The sequence below is a fragment of the Neisseria elongata subsp. elongata genome (assembly GCF_900113545.1).
Taxonomy (GTDB): domain Bacteria; phylum Pseudomonadota; class Gammaproteobacteria; order Burkholderiales; family Neisseriaceae; genus Neisseria; species Neisseria elongata.
The window spans coordinates 1-14818 of the sequence record NZ_FOPS01000010.1 but is presented as its reverse complement, the minus strand read 5'-3'; the positions used below and the strand labels follow the sequence as shown (position 1 = coordinate 14818).

Below are 14818 nucleotides of genomic sequence, written 5' to 3'. Positions count from 1 at the left end.
TTGTGGTTTGCTGCACTACCTCTCAGTGCAGGACACTTTGAAATTCAACGTGAAATTGCGTTCGCTGCCATATTCATCAGCCGTCTCAAACCCGTTTTGCCGCATCAACTCGCGCAATTCGGCGCGGCTCGGTTTATCGGGGTCGCCTGCCGTTTCGGAAACCGACAGCAGCCCGTCAGCACGAAGCAGCCTGCGGAACTCTGTCAAATATTCGGTTTGGTTGGAGACTTCGCCCAACACGGTAATCAGCACAATGCGGTCAAACGATTGATTGGGAAAATCAAAATGCGTGCCGTCGCACAGATAATAATCTACATTGTCGATATGCCGACGACGCAAACGTTTTTCGGTATAAGCCAACATTTCCGGCTGTATATCCGCCGCTACCAGTCGTCCTTGCGGCACCGATTGCGCCAGTGTCGGGCTGAAATAACCCGCTCCGCAGCCTACTTCCAAAATGCGGTGGTGCGGTGCAAGGTGCAGCCGTTGTACGATTTGTTGCGGCGAAAGCGCCCAGTTGCGCAAAGGAATCAGCAGCGTGAATGCAAGTTGATACGGGAAGATTTTGCCTTTTTGCGTGAGTCCCTGCCAAATGCTTTTGAACGTCTTAAACATGGGGATTCCTTCGGGTGATGTTGTTTCACCGTGTGCCTGCACAATATACAGTATAAAAATAGTGTGCGTTTTTTCCAATCATCACAAAAAGCAGCCTGCACTTCGATTTTTGAAAGTGCAGGCTGCTTTCGATAGAGAGAGGCTGCCTGAAAATTATTTTTCAGACGGCCTTTGATATTAAGTTTTGTTGGGTCATGACCCAATACCCCCTTGTTGCCGGCTGTATTACGGCATGGTTTGGAATAATTCGGTAACGACAAAACCGAGTGCGTACGTACCACACACACCCTGCATCTTGCTAGGTGGGTGTGGCACGTAATTGGCGGAGGTGCGGGTTACAGCTTACTAATGAACAGACAAATTGAAACGCCTTTCTAAAATTTTTCTCATCATATCGACATGATAAGTCTCAATAAGCCAATCCATATAAATCTTATATATGACAACTACACTGAGTTCGCCGTTAAGTAGATTTTTCATGAGAGGATGATCGTTTTTATTATCCGCCTGTAGAAAACTCTGTGCATCTTGTTGAAAAATGATTTCTTCAAAAACGTCGGCATAGGCTTTTTTTGTGGAATTAGGAAGGTGACGAAGAGAATGGATATACTCTTCTACTTCGCTATGAATAATAGCTAAGTTTTTATTATTTAACTGAAAACTTGGATGATTTTTGGATAAATCCCATTGTGCAAACTTTTCCAGCAAAATTATTGCTTGTTCCTCAGCTGGAAAATATTCCGCTATCTCTTCAGCCTGTCCGCGTGTTATTTTTTGGCTTGACTGAGGGAGAATGACAGAATCTTCAGTAGGTTGTGTAACCGTTTCTGTATTTTTTGCGTGTATTGTAACAGCAGATAATAGGCATACCATCGAAATTAAGATTATTTCTTTCATTTGTTATCTTTCACATACTGTGCTTTTCACTATGAGCAAAAATTTGTTCGTTTTAATTTTCTCTTTAAATCTATATATCTTCTAAAAGTTTTTGTAACTCTGTTTTAGTGTACATTCTAACAATCCAAAATATAAGCCATTTGAACAAGACTCAAATGGCTTATTAAGATTTAAATTTAACTTAATTTCTGACTAAGCCAGCCTTCCACGCTTCCTAGCATTTCAGGCAGTTTCGCAACATCCGTACCACCAGCCTGTGCCAAATCCGGTCTTCCGCCGCCTTTGCCGCCGACTTGTTCGGCTGCAAATTTGACCAAATCACCGGCTTTCACTTTTCCGGTCAGGGCTTTGGATACGCCGGCGCACAGAGAGACTTTGCCGTCGTTCACTGCCGCCAAAAGAATTACGGCGTTGTCGGATTTGCCGGTTAAGTCGGTAACGATTTCGCGCAGGGCGGCTGCGTCGGCTTCGATTTGGGCGGCGACGAGTTTGGCTGCGCCCAAGTCTTTGGCGTTGTCCAAGAGTTTGGAGCCTGCGTGGACGGCGAGTTCGGCTTTGGCTTTTGCCAACTCTTTTTCCAAGGCTTTGGCGTTCGCGGCGTTGGCTTGGATTTTGGCAAGTACGTCTTTTTCGGTTTGGGCTTTGACTTCGGCGATGATGTTTTTCATCAGACTTTCTTGGTTTTGTGCCCATGCCAGTGCGGCAAGGCCGGTGATGGCTTCTACGCGGCGGATGCCTGCGGCGATGCCGCCTTCGCTGATGATTTTGAAGAAGCCGATGTCGCCGGTGCGGGCGACGTGGGTGCCGCCGCACAGTTCGGTGGAGTAGTCGCCCATGGTGATGACGCGGACGAAGTCGCCGTATTTTTCGCCGAAGAGCATCATGGCACCGGATTTTTGCGCGTCTTCAATAGACATGGTTTCCACTTTGACGGGCACGTTGGCGATAATCGCGGCGTTGACGCGGCGTTCGACTTCGGCAATTTCTTCCGCGCTGATGCCTTGCGGATGGGAGATGTCGAAGCGGGTCAGCTCGGCGTTTTGCAGGCTGCCTTTTTGTTCGACGTGCGTGCCCAAAACGTCGCGCAGGGCTTTGTGCATCAGGTGGGTAACGCTGTGGTTGCGCATGATGCTGTCGCGGATGTCGTTGTCGATTTCGGCGGATACGGTATCGCCGACTTTCAGACGACCTGATACGACTGCGCCGAATTGTCCGTGTACGGCGGCTTTGATTTTCTGCGTGTCTTCGACGCGGAAACGGTTTTCGCCCGATACGATAAAGCCTACGTCGCCGACTTGGCCGCCGCTTTCGGCGTAGAACGGGGTTTGTTCCAAAACGACTACGCCTGCTTCGCCTGCTTGCAGTTCGTCCACGGCTTCGCTGCCTTTGTATAAGGCGATGATTTTGGTTTCCTGACTGCGTTTTTCATAGCCGGTGAACTCGGTGTCCGCGCCTGTGTAGTCCAGTTGCGCGTTGGCTTTGAAGTTTTGCGCGGCGCGGGCGCGGGCGCGTTGGGCTTCCATTTCGCGGTTGAAGCCCTCTTCGTCCAAATCGATACCCAATTCGCGCGCCATGTCGGCGGTCAAATCGTATGGGAAGCCGTAGGTGTCGTAGAGTTTGAACACAGTCTCGCCCGACAAAACCCATGATTTTCCTGCTAATTTTTCGTTGCAAAATGCGTTAATCGCATCGACGGTTTCGCGATAATGTTCCTTGCCGCCGTCCGCATCCAAGCCCGATAAATCGTAGCAGTCCCAGCGCAGTGTTTCCGCGCCTTTTGCCGTGCCCGCCAGCTGTTTGACGGTATCGGCCATTTTGCTGTACACCGCAACGCTTTTCGCGCCGTTTTCTTCACTGTATGCCGTCTGAAAACCGGTGCCGCCCGCGGTGGACAATGTGTGCAGGCTACCTGAACCGACATCCGGAAGCCATGTTTTCAATTTGGCAAACTTCATTTCGTTCAATGCGTTGCGGAACAAGCCTATGCCTTTTTCCAGCGTTTCGCCGAAGCGGCTTTCTTCGTTTTTCAGGGCTTCTTCGATTTGCGCTTGTTTCTCTTTCAACTCGGGATACGCGTCGCCCATCGCTTTGACCAAATCAGGCACGAGCTTGTAGAAAAACGCTTGTTTCTGACCGAGTTTGTAACCGTGGCGTACGGCGCGGCGGATGATGCGGCGCAGTACATAGCCGCGACCTTCGTTGGACGGCATCACGCCGTCTGCAATCAGGAAGGAGCAGGAGCGGATGTGGTCGGCGATGACTTTCAGGCTTGGTTCTTCCATGCTGAACGGTGCGCCGGTTTCGCGGGCAACGGCTTTGAGCAGATCTTGGAACAAGTCGATTTCGTAGTTGCTGTGAACATGCTGCATGACGGCGGCCATGCGCTCCAAGCCCATGCCGGTATCGACGGAAGGCTTAGGCAGCGGATTCATATTGCCTTGTTCGTCGCGGTTGAACTGCATGAATACGCAGTTCCAAATCTCAATCCAGCGGTCGCCGTCTTCTTCAGGGCTGCCTGGAATGCCGCCCCAGATTTCTTCGCCGTGGTCGTAGAAAATTTCGGAGCAAGGGCCGCAAGGGCCGGTATCGCCCATTTGCCAGAAGTTGTCGGACGCATATTTCGCGCCTTTGTTGTCGCCGATGCGGACGATACGCTCGGCAGGCATACCGATTTCGTTCAGCCAAATGTTGTAGGCTTCGTCGTCTTCTGCGTAAACGGTCGCCAACAGTTTGTCTTTAGGGATGTTCAACCATTCAGGGGAAGTCAGAAATTCCCAAGCAAAGTGGATCGCGTCGCGCTTGAAGTAGTCGCCGAAGGAGAAGTTGCCCATCATTTCGAAGAAGGTGTGGTGGCGGGCGGTGTAGCCGACGTTTTCCAAGTCGTTGTGTTTGCCGCCTGCGCGTACGCATTTTTGCGCGGTAGTGGCTCGGTTGTAGGGGCGTTTGTCAAAGCCGAGGAACACGTCTTTAAATTGGTTCATACCTGCGTTGGTAAACAGCAGGGTCGGGTCGTCGTGTGGCACGAGCGAGGAAGAGCGGACGATGGTGTGGCCTTTGGATTCGAAGAATTTTAGGAATTTTTGGCGTAGTTCGGAGGTTTTCATTGTGGTCTTTCAAAACGGTTTTCAGACGGCCTGATTCGGACAGGAGAGGCCGTCTGAAAAGGGTACTAAACAGAATAAATCAAAGCCGCACATTTTATAGCACTTCCCCCTAAAAGCCTATCCCGCCTTATCTTTTGCAGCGCAATCCCGTAAAATGCGCGTTTCTTTTTTCAGACGGCCTTTTCGCCATGCTCAGCTACCGACACGCCTTTCACGCCGGCAACCATGCCGACATACTCAAACATTTCATCCTTTGGCTGGTGTTGGATTACTTCAACCGCAAAGACAAACCTTATTGGTACATCGACACCCACGCCGGTGCGGGTTTGTACGACCTGTCGGGCGGCGAAGCGCAAAAAGTGGGCGAATACCGCGACGGCATCGCCCGCCTGACAGCGGCGGAAAAACTGCCTGACACGCTTTCGGCCTTCCGCGCACGCCTGCAAGCCATGCTGCCGCAGGCCGGCCTGTATTGCGGTTCGCCGTGGCTGGCGCAGGCGGAAACGCGGGAAACCGACAAACTGCGCCTGTTCGAACTGCATCCGGCGGATTACCGGCATCTGCAGAACAATATGGAAACGGCGGGCTTGAAACGGCGCGGCATCATCAGGCAGGAAGACGGCTTCCAAGGCCTGATTGCCCTGCTGCCGCCGCCGACCCGCCGCGCCGTGGTTTTAATCGACCCGCCGTACGAACAAAAACAAGATTACGCCCGCGTCGCCCACACATTGAAAGAAGCGCGCAAACGTTTCGAACAGGGCTGCTATCTTGTTTGGTATCCCTGCCTGAGCCGCGAGGAGAGCCGCAAACTGCCCGAACAACTGCAAAAGCTTTCGCCCGACAATTTCTTGCAGGCCGAGTTGTACGTCAAACAGCCCACCCGAGACGGCTTCGGTATGCACGGCAGCGGGATGTTCGTCATCAACCCGCCTTACCTGCTGGCGGAACAGTTGCGCGACAGCCTGCCGGTTCTGACCGAGCTGCTGGCACAGGATGCGGGTGCGCGTTTCGTATTGGAATACCGAGGATGAGGATAAGAATGGAGGCAGTCTGAAAAAAAGAAAACCGCCCGAAAGGGCGGTTTTTCATATCTTGCCGAATTAGCGTTGTGCAGACTGCACGGTGGGTTTCAACAAATGGTCTTTGTTGAAGGCCGAAGTATCGACATGGTTTTTGACAAAATACATGCCGCCGAAAACGGCTGCGGCGATAACGAAAACGCTAACTTTCATTTGCACTCTCCTGTGGTTGCCTGACGGCTGTTATTTTGATTTGAATCGTGGGAAGGAATGTGCGGCATGGTAATCGAACAGGATTTTTTTACACAAGCTTACGGATAATCGGTTTATTTTTTAGGCAGGCGGTATAGGCGGCGGGCGGCCTGAACCACGGTGCCGATGCCTGCGGCGGCCAGCAGGAACAGCAGCGGCCATACGACCAATTGCGGCAGAAACCACAGCATTAGGGCGGCGAGCAGGAATGTTGCGCCGATACTCAGTTGCGCCCATGCTTCGGAGGGCGCGACGGGACGGATTTTGCCGATATGGCCGTCCAGCATGGCCGCCAGTTGCAGTGCCTGCCGCACCATGCCGTTTACGCGGCCCCTGTACGGCCGCTTCCATGCGCGGGCGCGCCGCCGCAGCAGTTGCGTGTGGGATTGTTCGTCGAGTACGACTTCGGTGGCGTGTTGCAAATCGTCCAAAAAGATTTTTTCCAGTTCGGCCACGGTGTCGGAATCTTCGATGGAGATGTCCAGCTCGCGGTTGGCATACCAGCTCGACAGGTTCAGGTTGGTGCTGCCGACCCGTGCCCATGTGCCGTCGATGAGGGCGGATTTGGCGTGCAGCATGGTGCCGTCCCACTCGAACACGCGCACGCCCGCGTCCAGCAGCTGGCGGTATTGCGTGCGCGACACGGTGCCTATCCATTTGATGTCGGAGGTGCGCGGGACGAGTATCCGCACGTCTACGCCGGCGGCTGCGGCGTTTATCAGTGCCTGCGTGTACATGCGGGTAGGCATGAAGTAGGCATCGGTAATCCACAGGTTGTCCCGCGCCAGGCCGATAAGGTTCAAATCCAGCCGTACGGTGTTGGTGTTGTCGGGCGTGGTGGCCAGCACGCGGGCCTGAATGTCGCCGCAGGGGTCAAGTGTGCCGCGTTCGTAGTTTTTCAGCGTGGCGGGCAGGGATTTTCCCTGAGAGGCCAAGGTGTCGGCAAAGGCGGCCATGATGTCGTGCACCGCCGGGCCGTCGATGCGCAGGCCGGTGTCGCGCCACGGGGCGATGCCGCGGTTCGGGTCGCCTTCCCAGGCCGAAGAGATGCATAAGCCGCCGACGAAGGCGGTCCGCTCGTCGATGATGATGGATTTGCGGTGGTTGCGTGAGACCATGCCGAGTCCGAGCGAGAGGCCGGGCGGGTTGTAGGCCGTGATGTGCGCGCCTGCTTCGCGCAGGGGGCGGAAAAAGCCGGTAAGGTGTGCGGGCAGGCAGCCCAGCCAGTCGTAAGCCAAGACGACGGTTACGCCCTGCGACAGTTTTTCCAACAGGATGTCGCGGACGCGGCGGCCGAAGGCGTTGTCGGCGAAGATGTACATTTCGATGCAGATGCTCTCTTCGGCCGCCAGCATGGCCGCTTCCCAGGCGGGGAAGTTTTCCGTACTGTCGAGCAGGATTTCGATGCGGTTGCCCGAACCGGCCTCCGCACCGGAGGCGCGGGAGACCAGTTGTTCGATCAGGCTGTTGGTGGTAACGGCGGATTCGCGGCTCATGCTGTTCCTTTGTGCTGTCGCATATGTCTGAGGCCGTCTGAAAAAGTGCAGGGCGGCTTTTCAGACGGCCTGTGCGGTTCGGTTACATTTGTATCGAACCGCTCACGGTTACGCGGATTTCTTCGCTGCCGGGCGAAACGGGCAGGTCGGGTGCGGCGGGCGCGGACAGTGCTTCCGGCATGGCGGCGTATCGTCCTTCGGCCAGGGATTTTTCCAGTACGGCGGACGGGCTGCCGGATTCGTTGATGCGGAGTTTGACGATTTTATAGCCGGAGAAGCCCAGTGCTTTGCCCAAATCGGCGGCGCGTTCTTGGAAACGGTGCAGGGCGGTGCGGCTCAGTTCGTCCACGGTTTCTTTTTGTTTTTGTTTGGATAGGGAGAAAGAGGTGTTTTGCACTTCGGCTTCGGCCTGCGAGTCGGCAATCAGGCGGTTGAGTGCGGCGAAATCCTTGCTTTCCACCGAAAATTCCACCGATTCCTGCCAGCCGGTCAGGATGCGCTTGTTGTTGCGGTATTCGTAGGTCGGGACGGCGGTGCGGCCGAACTGCGCGGTTTCGAAGGTTTTGCCTTCGGCACGGCGGGAAAAAGACTGGAGTTTGGCAGTAAAGGCGCGGTTTACCGCCGAACGGTCGCGGCCTTCGGCACGGATGACGAAGGAGGCGGTCATGGTGTCGCGCGGCACGGTGGCGGAAACGCTTTCGTCAAATTCGACGATGTTGTAGTTCAGCGGTTCGGCACCGGCGGCGGTGCAGGCCAGTATCAGGCTCAGGAGTAGGGCGGGCTTGTTTTGCATTTTGGAAGTCCTTTCCTGCGGGCGGATATTTTTCAGACGGCCTTACACTGCGGTAGAGGCCGTCTGAAAAGTGTTGCCGCCGGGTTTATTCAAGCTCCAGGACGGCGGAGGTGTAAACGTTTTGCACGTCGTCCAAGGCTTCGAGCGCGTCGATGAGTTTCTGCATTTTGACGGCATCGTCGCCGCTCAAGACGGTTTCGTTCTGGGCGCGCATGGTAACGTCCCCGTCTTCCGATTTGAAGCCTGCCGCTTCGAGCTTGGCTTTGACTTCCGCCCAATCGGCGGGGGCGGTGATGACTTCGATGATGCCTTCGTCGTCGGTAATCACGTCTTCCGCACCGGCTTCCAGCGCGGCTTCCATCAGTGCGTCTTCATCGACGCCGGTGAAGACCAGGTAGCCCTGATGGACGAAGTTGAAGGCCACGCAGCCGTCGGTGCCCAGATTGCCGCCGTTTTTATTGAAGGCGTGGCGCACGTCGGCGACGGTACGGGTTTTGTTGTCGGTCATGCAGTCTACCATCAGGGCCGCGCCGCCGATGCCGTAGCCTTCGTAGCGCAGTTCGATGTATTCCACGCCTTCCAGATTGCCCGTGCCTTTGTCGATAGCGCGCTGGACGTTGTCTTTTGGCATGTTGCTGGCCGCGGCCTTGTCCATGGCCAGGCGCAGGCGCGGGTTTGCGCCGGGATCGCCGCCGCCCAGGCGCGCGGCTACGGTGATTTCTTTAATCAGACGGGTGAAGATTTTGCCGCGCTGTGCGTCGGCTCGGGCTTTTTTGTGCTGGATGTTTGCCCACTTGCTGTGGCCTGCCATATATTTTGTCCTTTTTATTGCTGTTTCGGAGGGCGGTTTCAGACGGCCTGCCAAACGGCACCGCCTGCCGCATTGAAAAAGAAAGGCGCGATTTTATCATACCGCGCCGTCTGAAAACACTTGCCCGCCGGGCTTGCAATTTCGCCCTGCGGCCTAAATATTGCCGCCCATCGAAAAGGAACAATCAAACCATGGATAATCTGACCGACCATTTCCTGATTGCCACGCCCTCGCTGGAAGACCCGTTTTTCGGCGGCAGCGTGGTCTATATGTGCCGCCACGACGGGGACGGCGCTTTGGGGCTGGTCATCAACAAACCTTCGCCGATACCGATGGATGCGGTATTTTACGCCATCGACAAGCCCGTGCCCGAACAATTCCGCAGCAGCCTCGTGATGATGGGCGGGCCGGTGCAGATAGACCGCGGCTTCGTCGTCCATTCGCCCTGCGGGGAATGGCAGAGCAGCATCGCCGTCAATGCCGATACCGCGCTGACCACGTCGCGCGACATCATCGAACGGCTGGCGGAAAACGATGTCGTCGGCAAGGCGATTTTGACCATAGGCTGCGCCAGTTGGGATGCGGGGCAGCTGGAACGCGAATTGGAAGAAAATTCGTGGCTGGCCGTGCCTGCCGACGGCAATATCCTGTTTGATTTGCCGTTTCACGAACGCTACCGCGCGGCACTGGCCAAGCTCGGCATCGAGCCGGTGATGCTGATGAGGGAGGCGGGACATGCCTGAGGCCCTGTATTCCACACCGGCCGGGACGTGCCTGGCCTTCGATTTCGGCGAGGCGCGCATCGGCGTGGCGCAGGGCGGCGCGGAAGTCGGCATCGCCCATCCGCTGCAAACCGTTTCCGGCGAGGGCAACGAACGCAAATTTGCCGCGATTGCCCGTCTGATTGAAGAATGGCGGCCCGATTATCTGGTGGTCGGCCTGCCCGTCCACAGCGACGGCACGGAACACGAGCTGACGCGGTTGGCAAGGAAATTCGGCCGCCGCCTTCACGGCCGCTTCGGCCTGCCGGTGTATTGGGCGGACGAACGGCTGACTTCGCTGTACGCCGAAAGTCTGTTGGGTGAGGCGCAGGTGTTCGGCCGCAAACAGAAGGCGGTGTCGGACAGTGTGGCGGCACAGGCCATTTTGCAGGGCTTTTTTGCCGGCGGGGCGGTTGAGTTTTTCGACGGTAGGGAATGACCGCAGTCGTGTGTTTTTTGTTTGAGTTGCCGTTGGAGAGGCCGTCTGAACAATCTGTTTCAGACGGCCTTTTTGTGTTTGTGTTTGTGTTGCGGTTTATTTGTCCAACAGGGCGACGAGTACGGCTTTGATGGTGTGCATCCGGTTTTCGGCTTGGTCGAAAACGATGCTGGCCGGGCTTTCAAATACCTCTTCCGTCACTTCCACGCCGTCGAGGCCGAAGGTTTTGTATATCCATTCGCCGACTTTGGTTTCGCGGTTGTGGAAGGCGGGCAGGCAGTGCATGAATTTGACTTGTGGGTTGCCGGCGGCGGCCATCAGGTCGGCGGTAACGCGGTAGCCGCGCAGCAGGTCGATGCGTTCATGCCAGACTTCTTTCGGTTCGCCCATGCTGACCCATACGTCGGTGTGGATGAAGTCTGTGCCGCGTACGGCTTCTTGCGGGTCTTCCGTCAGCAGCAGGCGTGCGCCGCTTTTTTCGGCCAGGCTGTGTGCCTGCGCGATGATGTTTTCAGACGGCCACAGGGCTTTGGGTGCGCCGATGCGTGTATCCATACCCAGCAGCGCGCCGATCAGCAGCAGGGAATTGCCCATGTTGTAGCGCGCGTCGCCGACGTAGGTGTAGGCGGTCTGTTGCAGGGGTTTGCCGCTGTGTTCGCGCATGGTAAGGAGGTCGGCCAGGATTTGGGTGGGGTGGAATTCGTCGGTCAGGCCGTTGAATACCGGCACGCCGGCGTAACGCGCCAGTTCTTCCACGACTTCTTGTCCGTAGCCCCTGTATTCGATACCGTCGAACATTCTGCCCAACACGCGGGCGGTGTCTTTGATGCTTTCTTTGTGGCCGATTTGGCTGCCGCTCGGTTCGAGGTAGGTTACGCCCGCGCCTTGGTCGCGCGCGGCTACTTCGAAGGCGCAGCGGGTGCGGGTGGAGGCTTTTTCGAAAATCAGGGCGATGTTTTTGCCGCACAGGCGCGGTTTTTCGCGTCCGGCTTTTTTGTCGGCCTTCAGTTCGGCGGCCAAGTCGAGCAGGGCACCGATTTCTTCGGGAGTGTAGTCGGTGAGTTTGAGGAAATGTTGCTGCCGCACGGTCATTGTCGTCTCCTTGTTTTCAGACGGCCTTTCGCAAAGCCGTTTTAAAAGGCTATCTTAAACGGATTTAATCTTTTTTAACAGTGCTGTTTCAGACGCTTTTGCGCCGCGTCAAAGGCCGTCTGAAAACATTCGGCGGCGAAATCGGGTAGAATCCGCGCTTTTGTTTTGAAGTTGCAGAATTAAGTTATGTTGGAAATATTGAAGGCCGCGTTGTTCGGCATTGTGGAGGGCATCACCGAGTGGCTGCCCGTCAGTTCGACAGGGCATATGATTTTGTTGAACGAGTTTGTGTCGTTGGACATGACGCCCGAGTTTTGGAAGATGTTTTTGGTCGTGATCCAGCTGGGGTCGATTATGGCGGTGGTGGTGCTGTATTTCGACAAGCTTTGGCCGTTTGCCGGCGGTCTGCGCCTGAAGCCCCATGCCGTGCCGCTGTGGAGCAAAATCATGCTGGCCTGCGTGCCGGCGGCGGTCATCGGTTTGGCTTTGAACGATTGGATAGACGAGCATTTCTACAATCCGTGGACGGTTGCGCTGGCTTTGATTACGTTCGGCGTTGCCTTTATCGCGGTGGAAAACCGCAATCAAAGCCATCGTCCGCATACGGTCGAGCTGGCGGCGATTTCCTATAAGCAGGCTTTTTGGGTGGGGATGTTTCAGGTGATTGCCGCCGTGTTTCCCGGAACCAGCCGTTCGGGGGCGACGATTTTGGGCGGCATCGCCGTCGGCCTGAGCCGCGCGGTGGCGGCGGAATTCACGTTTTTCCTGGCCGTGCCGGTGATGTTCGGTGCCAGCCTGCTGAAAATCGCGAAACACGGTTTGTCGTTCAGTGGTCATGAGTTGGCGGTAATGGCAGGCGGGATGCTGGTGAGTTTTACCGTCAGTATTCTGGCCATCAAATTTTTGATGTCGTATATCAAACGCCATGACTTCAAGGTGTTCGGCTGGTATCGGATTGTGCTGGGTTTGCTGGTGATTGCGTATTTCACATTGATTAAATAGCGGTTTGAAAAGGAAGAGGCCGTCTGAAACGCCGGAAAACGGTTTTCAGACGGCCTCTTTTTTACATTGCGCCGTAATTGGGCCCGCTGCCGCCTTCGGGGCAAACCCAAGTGATGTTCTGCGTCGGGTCTTTGATGTCGCAGGTTTTGCAATGTACGCAGTTGGCGGCGTTAATCTGCAGTTTCGGGCTGCCGTTTTCCTGCACGATTTCGTACACGCCGGCCGGGCAGTACCGCGTTTCGGGAGAGGCGTATTCGCGGAGGTTGATGCCTATCGCGGCCTGCGGGTCGGCGAGTAGCAGGTGGACGGGTTGGTTTTCCTCATAGCTGACGTTGGCGAGGAAGACGCTGCTCAAACGGTCGAAAGTCAGCACGCCGTCAGGTTTGGGATAGTCTATCGGTGTGCAGTCGGCGGCTTTTTTCAGGCTGCCGTGGTCGGTGCCGTGGTGGCTGATGGTCCACGGCGTGCGGCCTTTGAACAGGTATTGTTCCAAACCGGTGTAGGCGAAGGCCGGCCACATGCCCCATTTGAAGGACGGGCGGACGTTGCGGACTTCGTGCAGCTCGCGGTAGAGCCAGCTTTGTTCAAACAGGGTTTGGTAGCTTGCGGCTTCACGGCCGCTTTCGGCATGGTCGTTTCCGTCCAACACGGCCAGCACGGCTTCGGCGGCCAACATGCCCGATTTCATGGCGGTGTGTATGCCTTTGATGCGCGGCACGTTTAAAAAGCCCGCCGCATCGCCGATTAACAACGCGCCCGGGGCGGTGAGTTTCGGCAGGCTTTGGAGGCCGCCTTCGCTCAGGCTGCGCGCACCGTAAGCGATACGCCGCCCGCCTTCGAAGGTTTTGCGGATTTCAGGGTGGGTTTTGAAACGTTGGAATTCTTCAAACGGCGACAGATAGGGGTTTTGATAGTCGAGTCCGACGACGAAGCCGACGGCGACCTGATTGTCGTTCAGATGGTATAGGAACGCGCCGCCGTAGGTTTTGCTGTCGAGCGGCCAGCCCGTGCTGTGCATTACCAGTCCCGGCCGTGATTTTTCGGCGGGGATTTCCCAAATTTCCTTGATGCCGATACCGTAGGTTTGCGGCTGGCTGTGCTTATCCAATTCGAAACGGCGGATAAGCTGTTTGCTCAACGAACCGCGGCAGCCTTCGGCAAACAGGGTTTGTCTGGCGTGCAGTTCCATGCCTGCCTGAAACATTTCGGTCGCTTCGCCGTCCTTGCCCACGCCCATGTTGCCGGTGGAGATGCCTTTGACCGAGCCGTCGGCGTGATACAGGATTTCGGCGGCGGCAAAGCCGGGATAGATTTCCACGCCGAGGTTTTCCGCCTGTTCGGCCAGCCAGCGGGTCAGCAACCCGAGGCTGATGACATAGTTGCCGTGGTTTTGGAAGCAGGGGGTAACGGGCAGTTTGAACGCCCGCTGTTTGGTGAGGAAGAGTACGCGGTCTTCGCTGACGGGGCAGTTGAGCGGTGCGCCATTTTCGCGCCAGCCGGGCAGCAGTTCGTTTAAGGCTTTCGGGTCGATGACCGCGCCGGCCAGAATGTGCGCGCCGACTTCCGAGCCTTTTTCCACGACGCAGACACTGATTTCGCGCCCGTCTTTTTCGGCCAGCTGTTTCAGGCGGATGGCGGCGCTCAGCCCGGCAGGACCCGCGCCGACAATCACGGCATCGTACTGCATACTTTCGCGTTCGATGGTTTGTTCCATGTTTGTGTGTTCCTTGGTTTTATTCAGGCGCGATTATACCGCAGGCCGTCTGAAAAATATGTTCAGACGGCCTGCGGTGCGGGCGGTTCAGCGGTTGAAGCGCAAACCGTCCGACGGTTTGCCGAATTCGATGGGCGGGCATTGTGAAACCCAATGAGATAAATATATAGGAATGATGAGATAAATGGGAAGAAGTGGGATGATGGGGGATGGGGCGGGATGGAAAAAGTGAAATGGAGTTGCAAATAGTGCAACAAGAAACGGACGACATTTTATCGTCCGTTTCTTTATTGTCAGAGTCCTTTTTTGAGGGCGGTGATGGCGATGTCTAGGATTCTGCGTTCGGCATCGGGTTGGAGTTGGTTATTGCCGTTGATGGGGAGATAGGGGCGTGCTGGGAGGTTGGTTTTGTGGCCGCGGCCTGCTTGACCGCCGAGGTGGTGGATAGCGGCGTATTTTTTGTTGCTGCCGATGAGGGCATAGTTGCTGCCGACCTGTGTGGTCAGGCTGGCGGCAAGTTGCCCGCTTTTTTGCAGGGTCTTGCCTCCCTCATCTACGGCGCGCCGGCTTTGTTTCCATCGCTGTCCGCCCCAACCTTCGGATTCGAAGTTTTCTTCGGTCATAGACAGCAACTCGGTGGCGATGCCCCGCATCATGGCGCGGGTGTCGGTGGCGTTTTTGAGCAGCGTACTCAAGCCGTGGTCGAACCTCTCCGCGTCTAATTTAATCTCAAGCATGGTCAGCCCCTCAATAATTCGCGCACCCATGCCAACGATTCGGGGGTTAGGGCGTTTTTGAATTTCTGGTTAGCCATCATGGTTTT

General features: G+C 55.8%; 14 protein-coding genes. 4 read left to right on the top strand and 10 right to left on the bottom strand.

The annotated features are described in order from the left end of the window. Positions 1–15: 15 nt before the first annotated feature. The 3 genes from BM261_RS09345 to alaS all read right to left on the bottom strand — a co-directional run bounded on the left by BM261_RS09345 (position 16) and on the right by alaS (position 4616). Positions 16–615, bottom strand: a complete 600-nt coding sequence (locus tag BM261_RS09345; RefSeq protein WP_074897647.1) for a class I SAM-dependent methyltransferase — start codon at positions 613–615, stop codon at positions 16–18. 345 nt (positions 616–960) lie between these two features. Then, positions 961–1512, bottom strand: coding sequence for a hypothetical protein (locus BM261_RS09340; protein WP_074897645.1), 552 nt, complete (start codon positions 1510–1512; stop codon positions 961–963). 176 nt (positions 1513–1688) lie between these two features. Then, complete coding sequence (gene alaS, locus BM261_RS09335) at positions 1689–4616, bottom strand: alanine--tRNA ligase (RefSeq protein WP_074897643.1); 2928 nt, start codon at positions 4614–4616, stop codon at positions 1689–1691. Between the two features lie 188 nt (positions 4617–4804). On the opposite strand from alaS, the gene BM261_RS09330 reads away from it, so the two are divergent. Beyond that, positions 4805–5647: a 23S rRNA (adenine(2030)-N(6))-methyltransferase RlmJ gene (locus BM261_RS09330; RefSeq protein ID WP_074897641.1), complete on the top strand. Its 843-nt coding sequence runs from the start codon at positions 4805–4807 to the stop codon at positions 5645–5647. Positions 5648–5716: 69 nt separating this feature from the next. Here the strand turns inward: BM261_RS09330 and BM261_RS09325 are convergent, their stop codons facing one another. The 4 genes from BM261_RS09325 to BM261_RS09310 all read right to left on the bottom strand — a co-directional run bounded on the left by BM261_RS09325 (position 5717) and on the right by BM261_RS09310 (position 8987). After that, positions 5717–5848, bottom strand: a complete 132-nt coding sequence (locus BM261_RS09325; protein ID WP_003772058.1) for a hypothetical protein — start codon at positions 5846–5848, stop codon at positions 5717–5719. 113 nt (positions 5849–5961) lie between these two features. Continuing rightward, entirely contained in the window at positions 5962–7383 is a 1422-nt protein-coding gene (locus BM261_RS09320; protein WP_074897639.1) for a phospholipase D-like domain-containing protein, read from the bottom strand. A gap of 82 nt (positions 7384–7465) precedes the next feature. After that, complete coding sequence (locus tag BM261_RS09315) at positions 7466–8176, bottom strand: SIMPL domain-containing protein (RefSeq protein ID WP_074897637.1); 711 nt, start codon at positions 8174–8176, stop codon at positions 7466–7468. Between the two features lie 85 nt (positions 8177–8261). Next, positions 8262–8987 (bottom strand): YebC/PmpR family DNA-binding transcriptional regulator, encoded by a 726-nt coding sequence (locus tag BM261_RS09310; RefSeq protein ID WP_074897634.1) that lies wholly within the window; start codon positions 8985–8987, stop codon positions 8262–8264. Between the two features lie 191 nt (positions 8988–9178). Between BM261_RS09310 and BM261_RS09305 the strand changes: the two genes are divergently transcribed. Together BM261_RS09305 and ruvX are read left to right on the top strand one after the other, a co-directional pair. After that, positions 9179–9730, top strand: coding sequence for a YqgE/AlgH family protein (locus BM261_RS09305; protein WP_074897632.1), 552 nt, complete (start codon positions 9179–9181; stop codon positions 9728–9730). After that, the gene (ruvX, locus tag BM261_RS09300) at positions 9723–10187 is read left to right on the top strand and encodes a Holliday junction resolvase RuvX (RefSeq protein ID WP_074897630.1); all 465 of its coding nucleotides are present in this window, start codon (positions 9723–9725) and stop codon (positions 10185–10187) included. Before BM261_RS09305 ends, ruvX begins: the two co-directional genes overlap by 8 nt. A 96-nt stretch (positions 10188–10283) precedes the next feature. Here the strand turns inward: ruvX and argF are convergent, their stop codons facing one another. Beyond that, a complete protein-coding gene (argF, locus tag BM261_RS09295) occupies positions 10284–11279 on the bottom strand; it encodes an ornithine carbamoyltransferase (protein WP_074897629.1) in 996 nt (331 codons plus the stop codon). A gap of 186 nt (positions 11280–11465) precedes the next feature. Here argF and BM261_RS09290 point away from each other — a divergent pair, with 186 nt between their 5' ends. Beyond that, on the top strand, positions 11466–12281 hold the full coding sequence (locus BM261_RS09290; protein ID WP_049252289.1) for an undecaprenyl-diphosphate phosphatase: 816 nt from the start codon (positions 11466–11468) through the stop codon (positions 12279–12281). Between the two features lie 61 nt (positions 12282–12342). On the opposite strand, the gene BM261_RS09285 is transcribed toward BM261_RS09290, so the two are convergent. Both BM261_RS09285 and BM261_RS09280 read right to left on the bottom strand, forming a co-directional pair. Beyond that, the gene (locus tag BM261_RS09285) at positions 12343–13995 is read right to left on the bottom strand and encodes an electron transfer flavoprotein-ubiquinone oxidoreductase (protein WP_074897627.1); all 1653 of its coding nucleotides are present in this window, start codon (positions 13993–13995) and stop codon (positions 12343–12345) included. 293 nt (positions 13996–14288) lie between these two features. Next, positions 14289–14732: a phage virion morphogenesis protein gene (locus tag BM261_RS09280; RefSeq protein ID WP_074897625.1), complete on the bottom strand. Its 444-nt coding sequence runs from the start codon at positions 14730–14732 to the stop codon at positions 14289–14291. Positions 14733–14818: the final 86 nt, after the last annotated feature.

Coding starts and splice junctions, on each gene's coding strand:
- BM261_RS09345 (WP_074897647.1), bottom strand. CDS start 615: ATGTTTAAGACGTTCAAAAGCATTTGGCAGGGACTCACGCAAAAAGGC.
- BM261_RS09340 (WP_074897645.1), bottom strand. CDS start 1,512: ATGAAAGAAATAATCTTAATTTCGATGGTATGCCTATTATCTGCTGTT.
- alaS (WP_074897643.1), bottom strand. CDS start 4,616: ATGAAAACCTCCGAACTACGCCAAAAATTCCTAAAATTCTTCGAATCC.
- BM261_RS09330 (WP_074897641.1), top strand. CDS start 4,805: ATGCTCAGCTACCGACACGCCTTTCACGCCGGCAACCATGCCGACATA.
- BM261_RS09325 (WP_003772058.1), bottom strand. CDS start 5,848: ATGAAAGTTAGCGTTTTCGTTATCGCCGCAGCCGTTTTCGGCGGCATG.
- BM261_RS09320 (WP_074897639.1), bottom strand. CDS start 7,383: ATGAGCCGCGAATCCGCCGTTACCACCAACAGCCTGATCGAACAACTG.
- BM261_RS09315 (WP_074897637.1), bottom strand. CDS start 8,176: ATGCAAAACAAGCCCGCCCTACTCCTGAGCCTGATACTGGCCTGCACC.
- BM261_RS09310 (WP_074897634.1), bottom strand. CDS start 8,987: ATGGCAGGCCACAGCAAGTGGGCAAACATCCAGCACAAAAAAGCCCGA.
- BM261_RS09305 (WP_074897632.1), top strand. CDS start 9,179: ATGGATAATCTGACCGACCATTTCCTGATTGCCACGCCCTCGCTGGAA.
- ruvX (WP_074897630.1), top strand. CDS start 9,723: ATGCCTGAGGCCCTGTATTCCACACCGGCCGGGACGTGCCTGGCCTTC.
- argF (WP_074897629.1), bottom strand. CDS start 11,279: ATGACCGTGCGGCAGCAACATTTCCTCAAACTCACCGACTACACTCCC.
- BM261_RS09290 (WP_049252289.1), top strand. CDS start 11,466: ATGTTGGAAATATTGAAGGCCGCGTTGTTCGGCATTGTGGAGGGCATC.
- BM261_RS09285 (WP_074897627.1), bottom strand. CDS start 13,995: ATGGAACAAACCATCGAACGCGAAAGTATGCAGTACGATGCCGTGATT.
- BM261_RS09280 (WP_074897625.1), bottom strand. CDS start 14,732: ATGCTTGAGATTAAATTAGACGCGGAGAGGTTCGACCACGGCTTGAGT.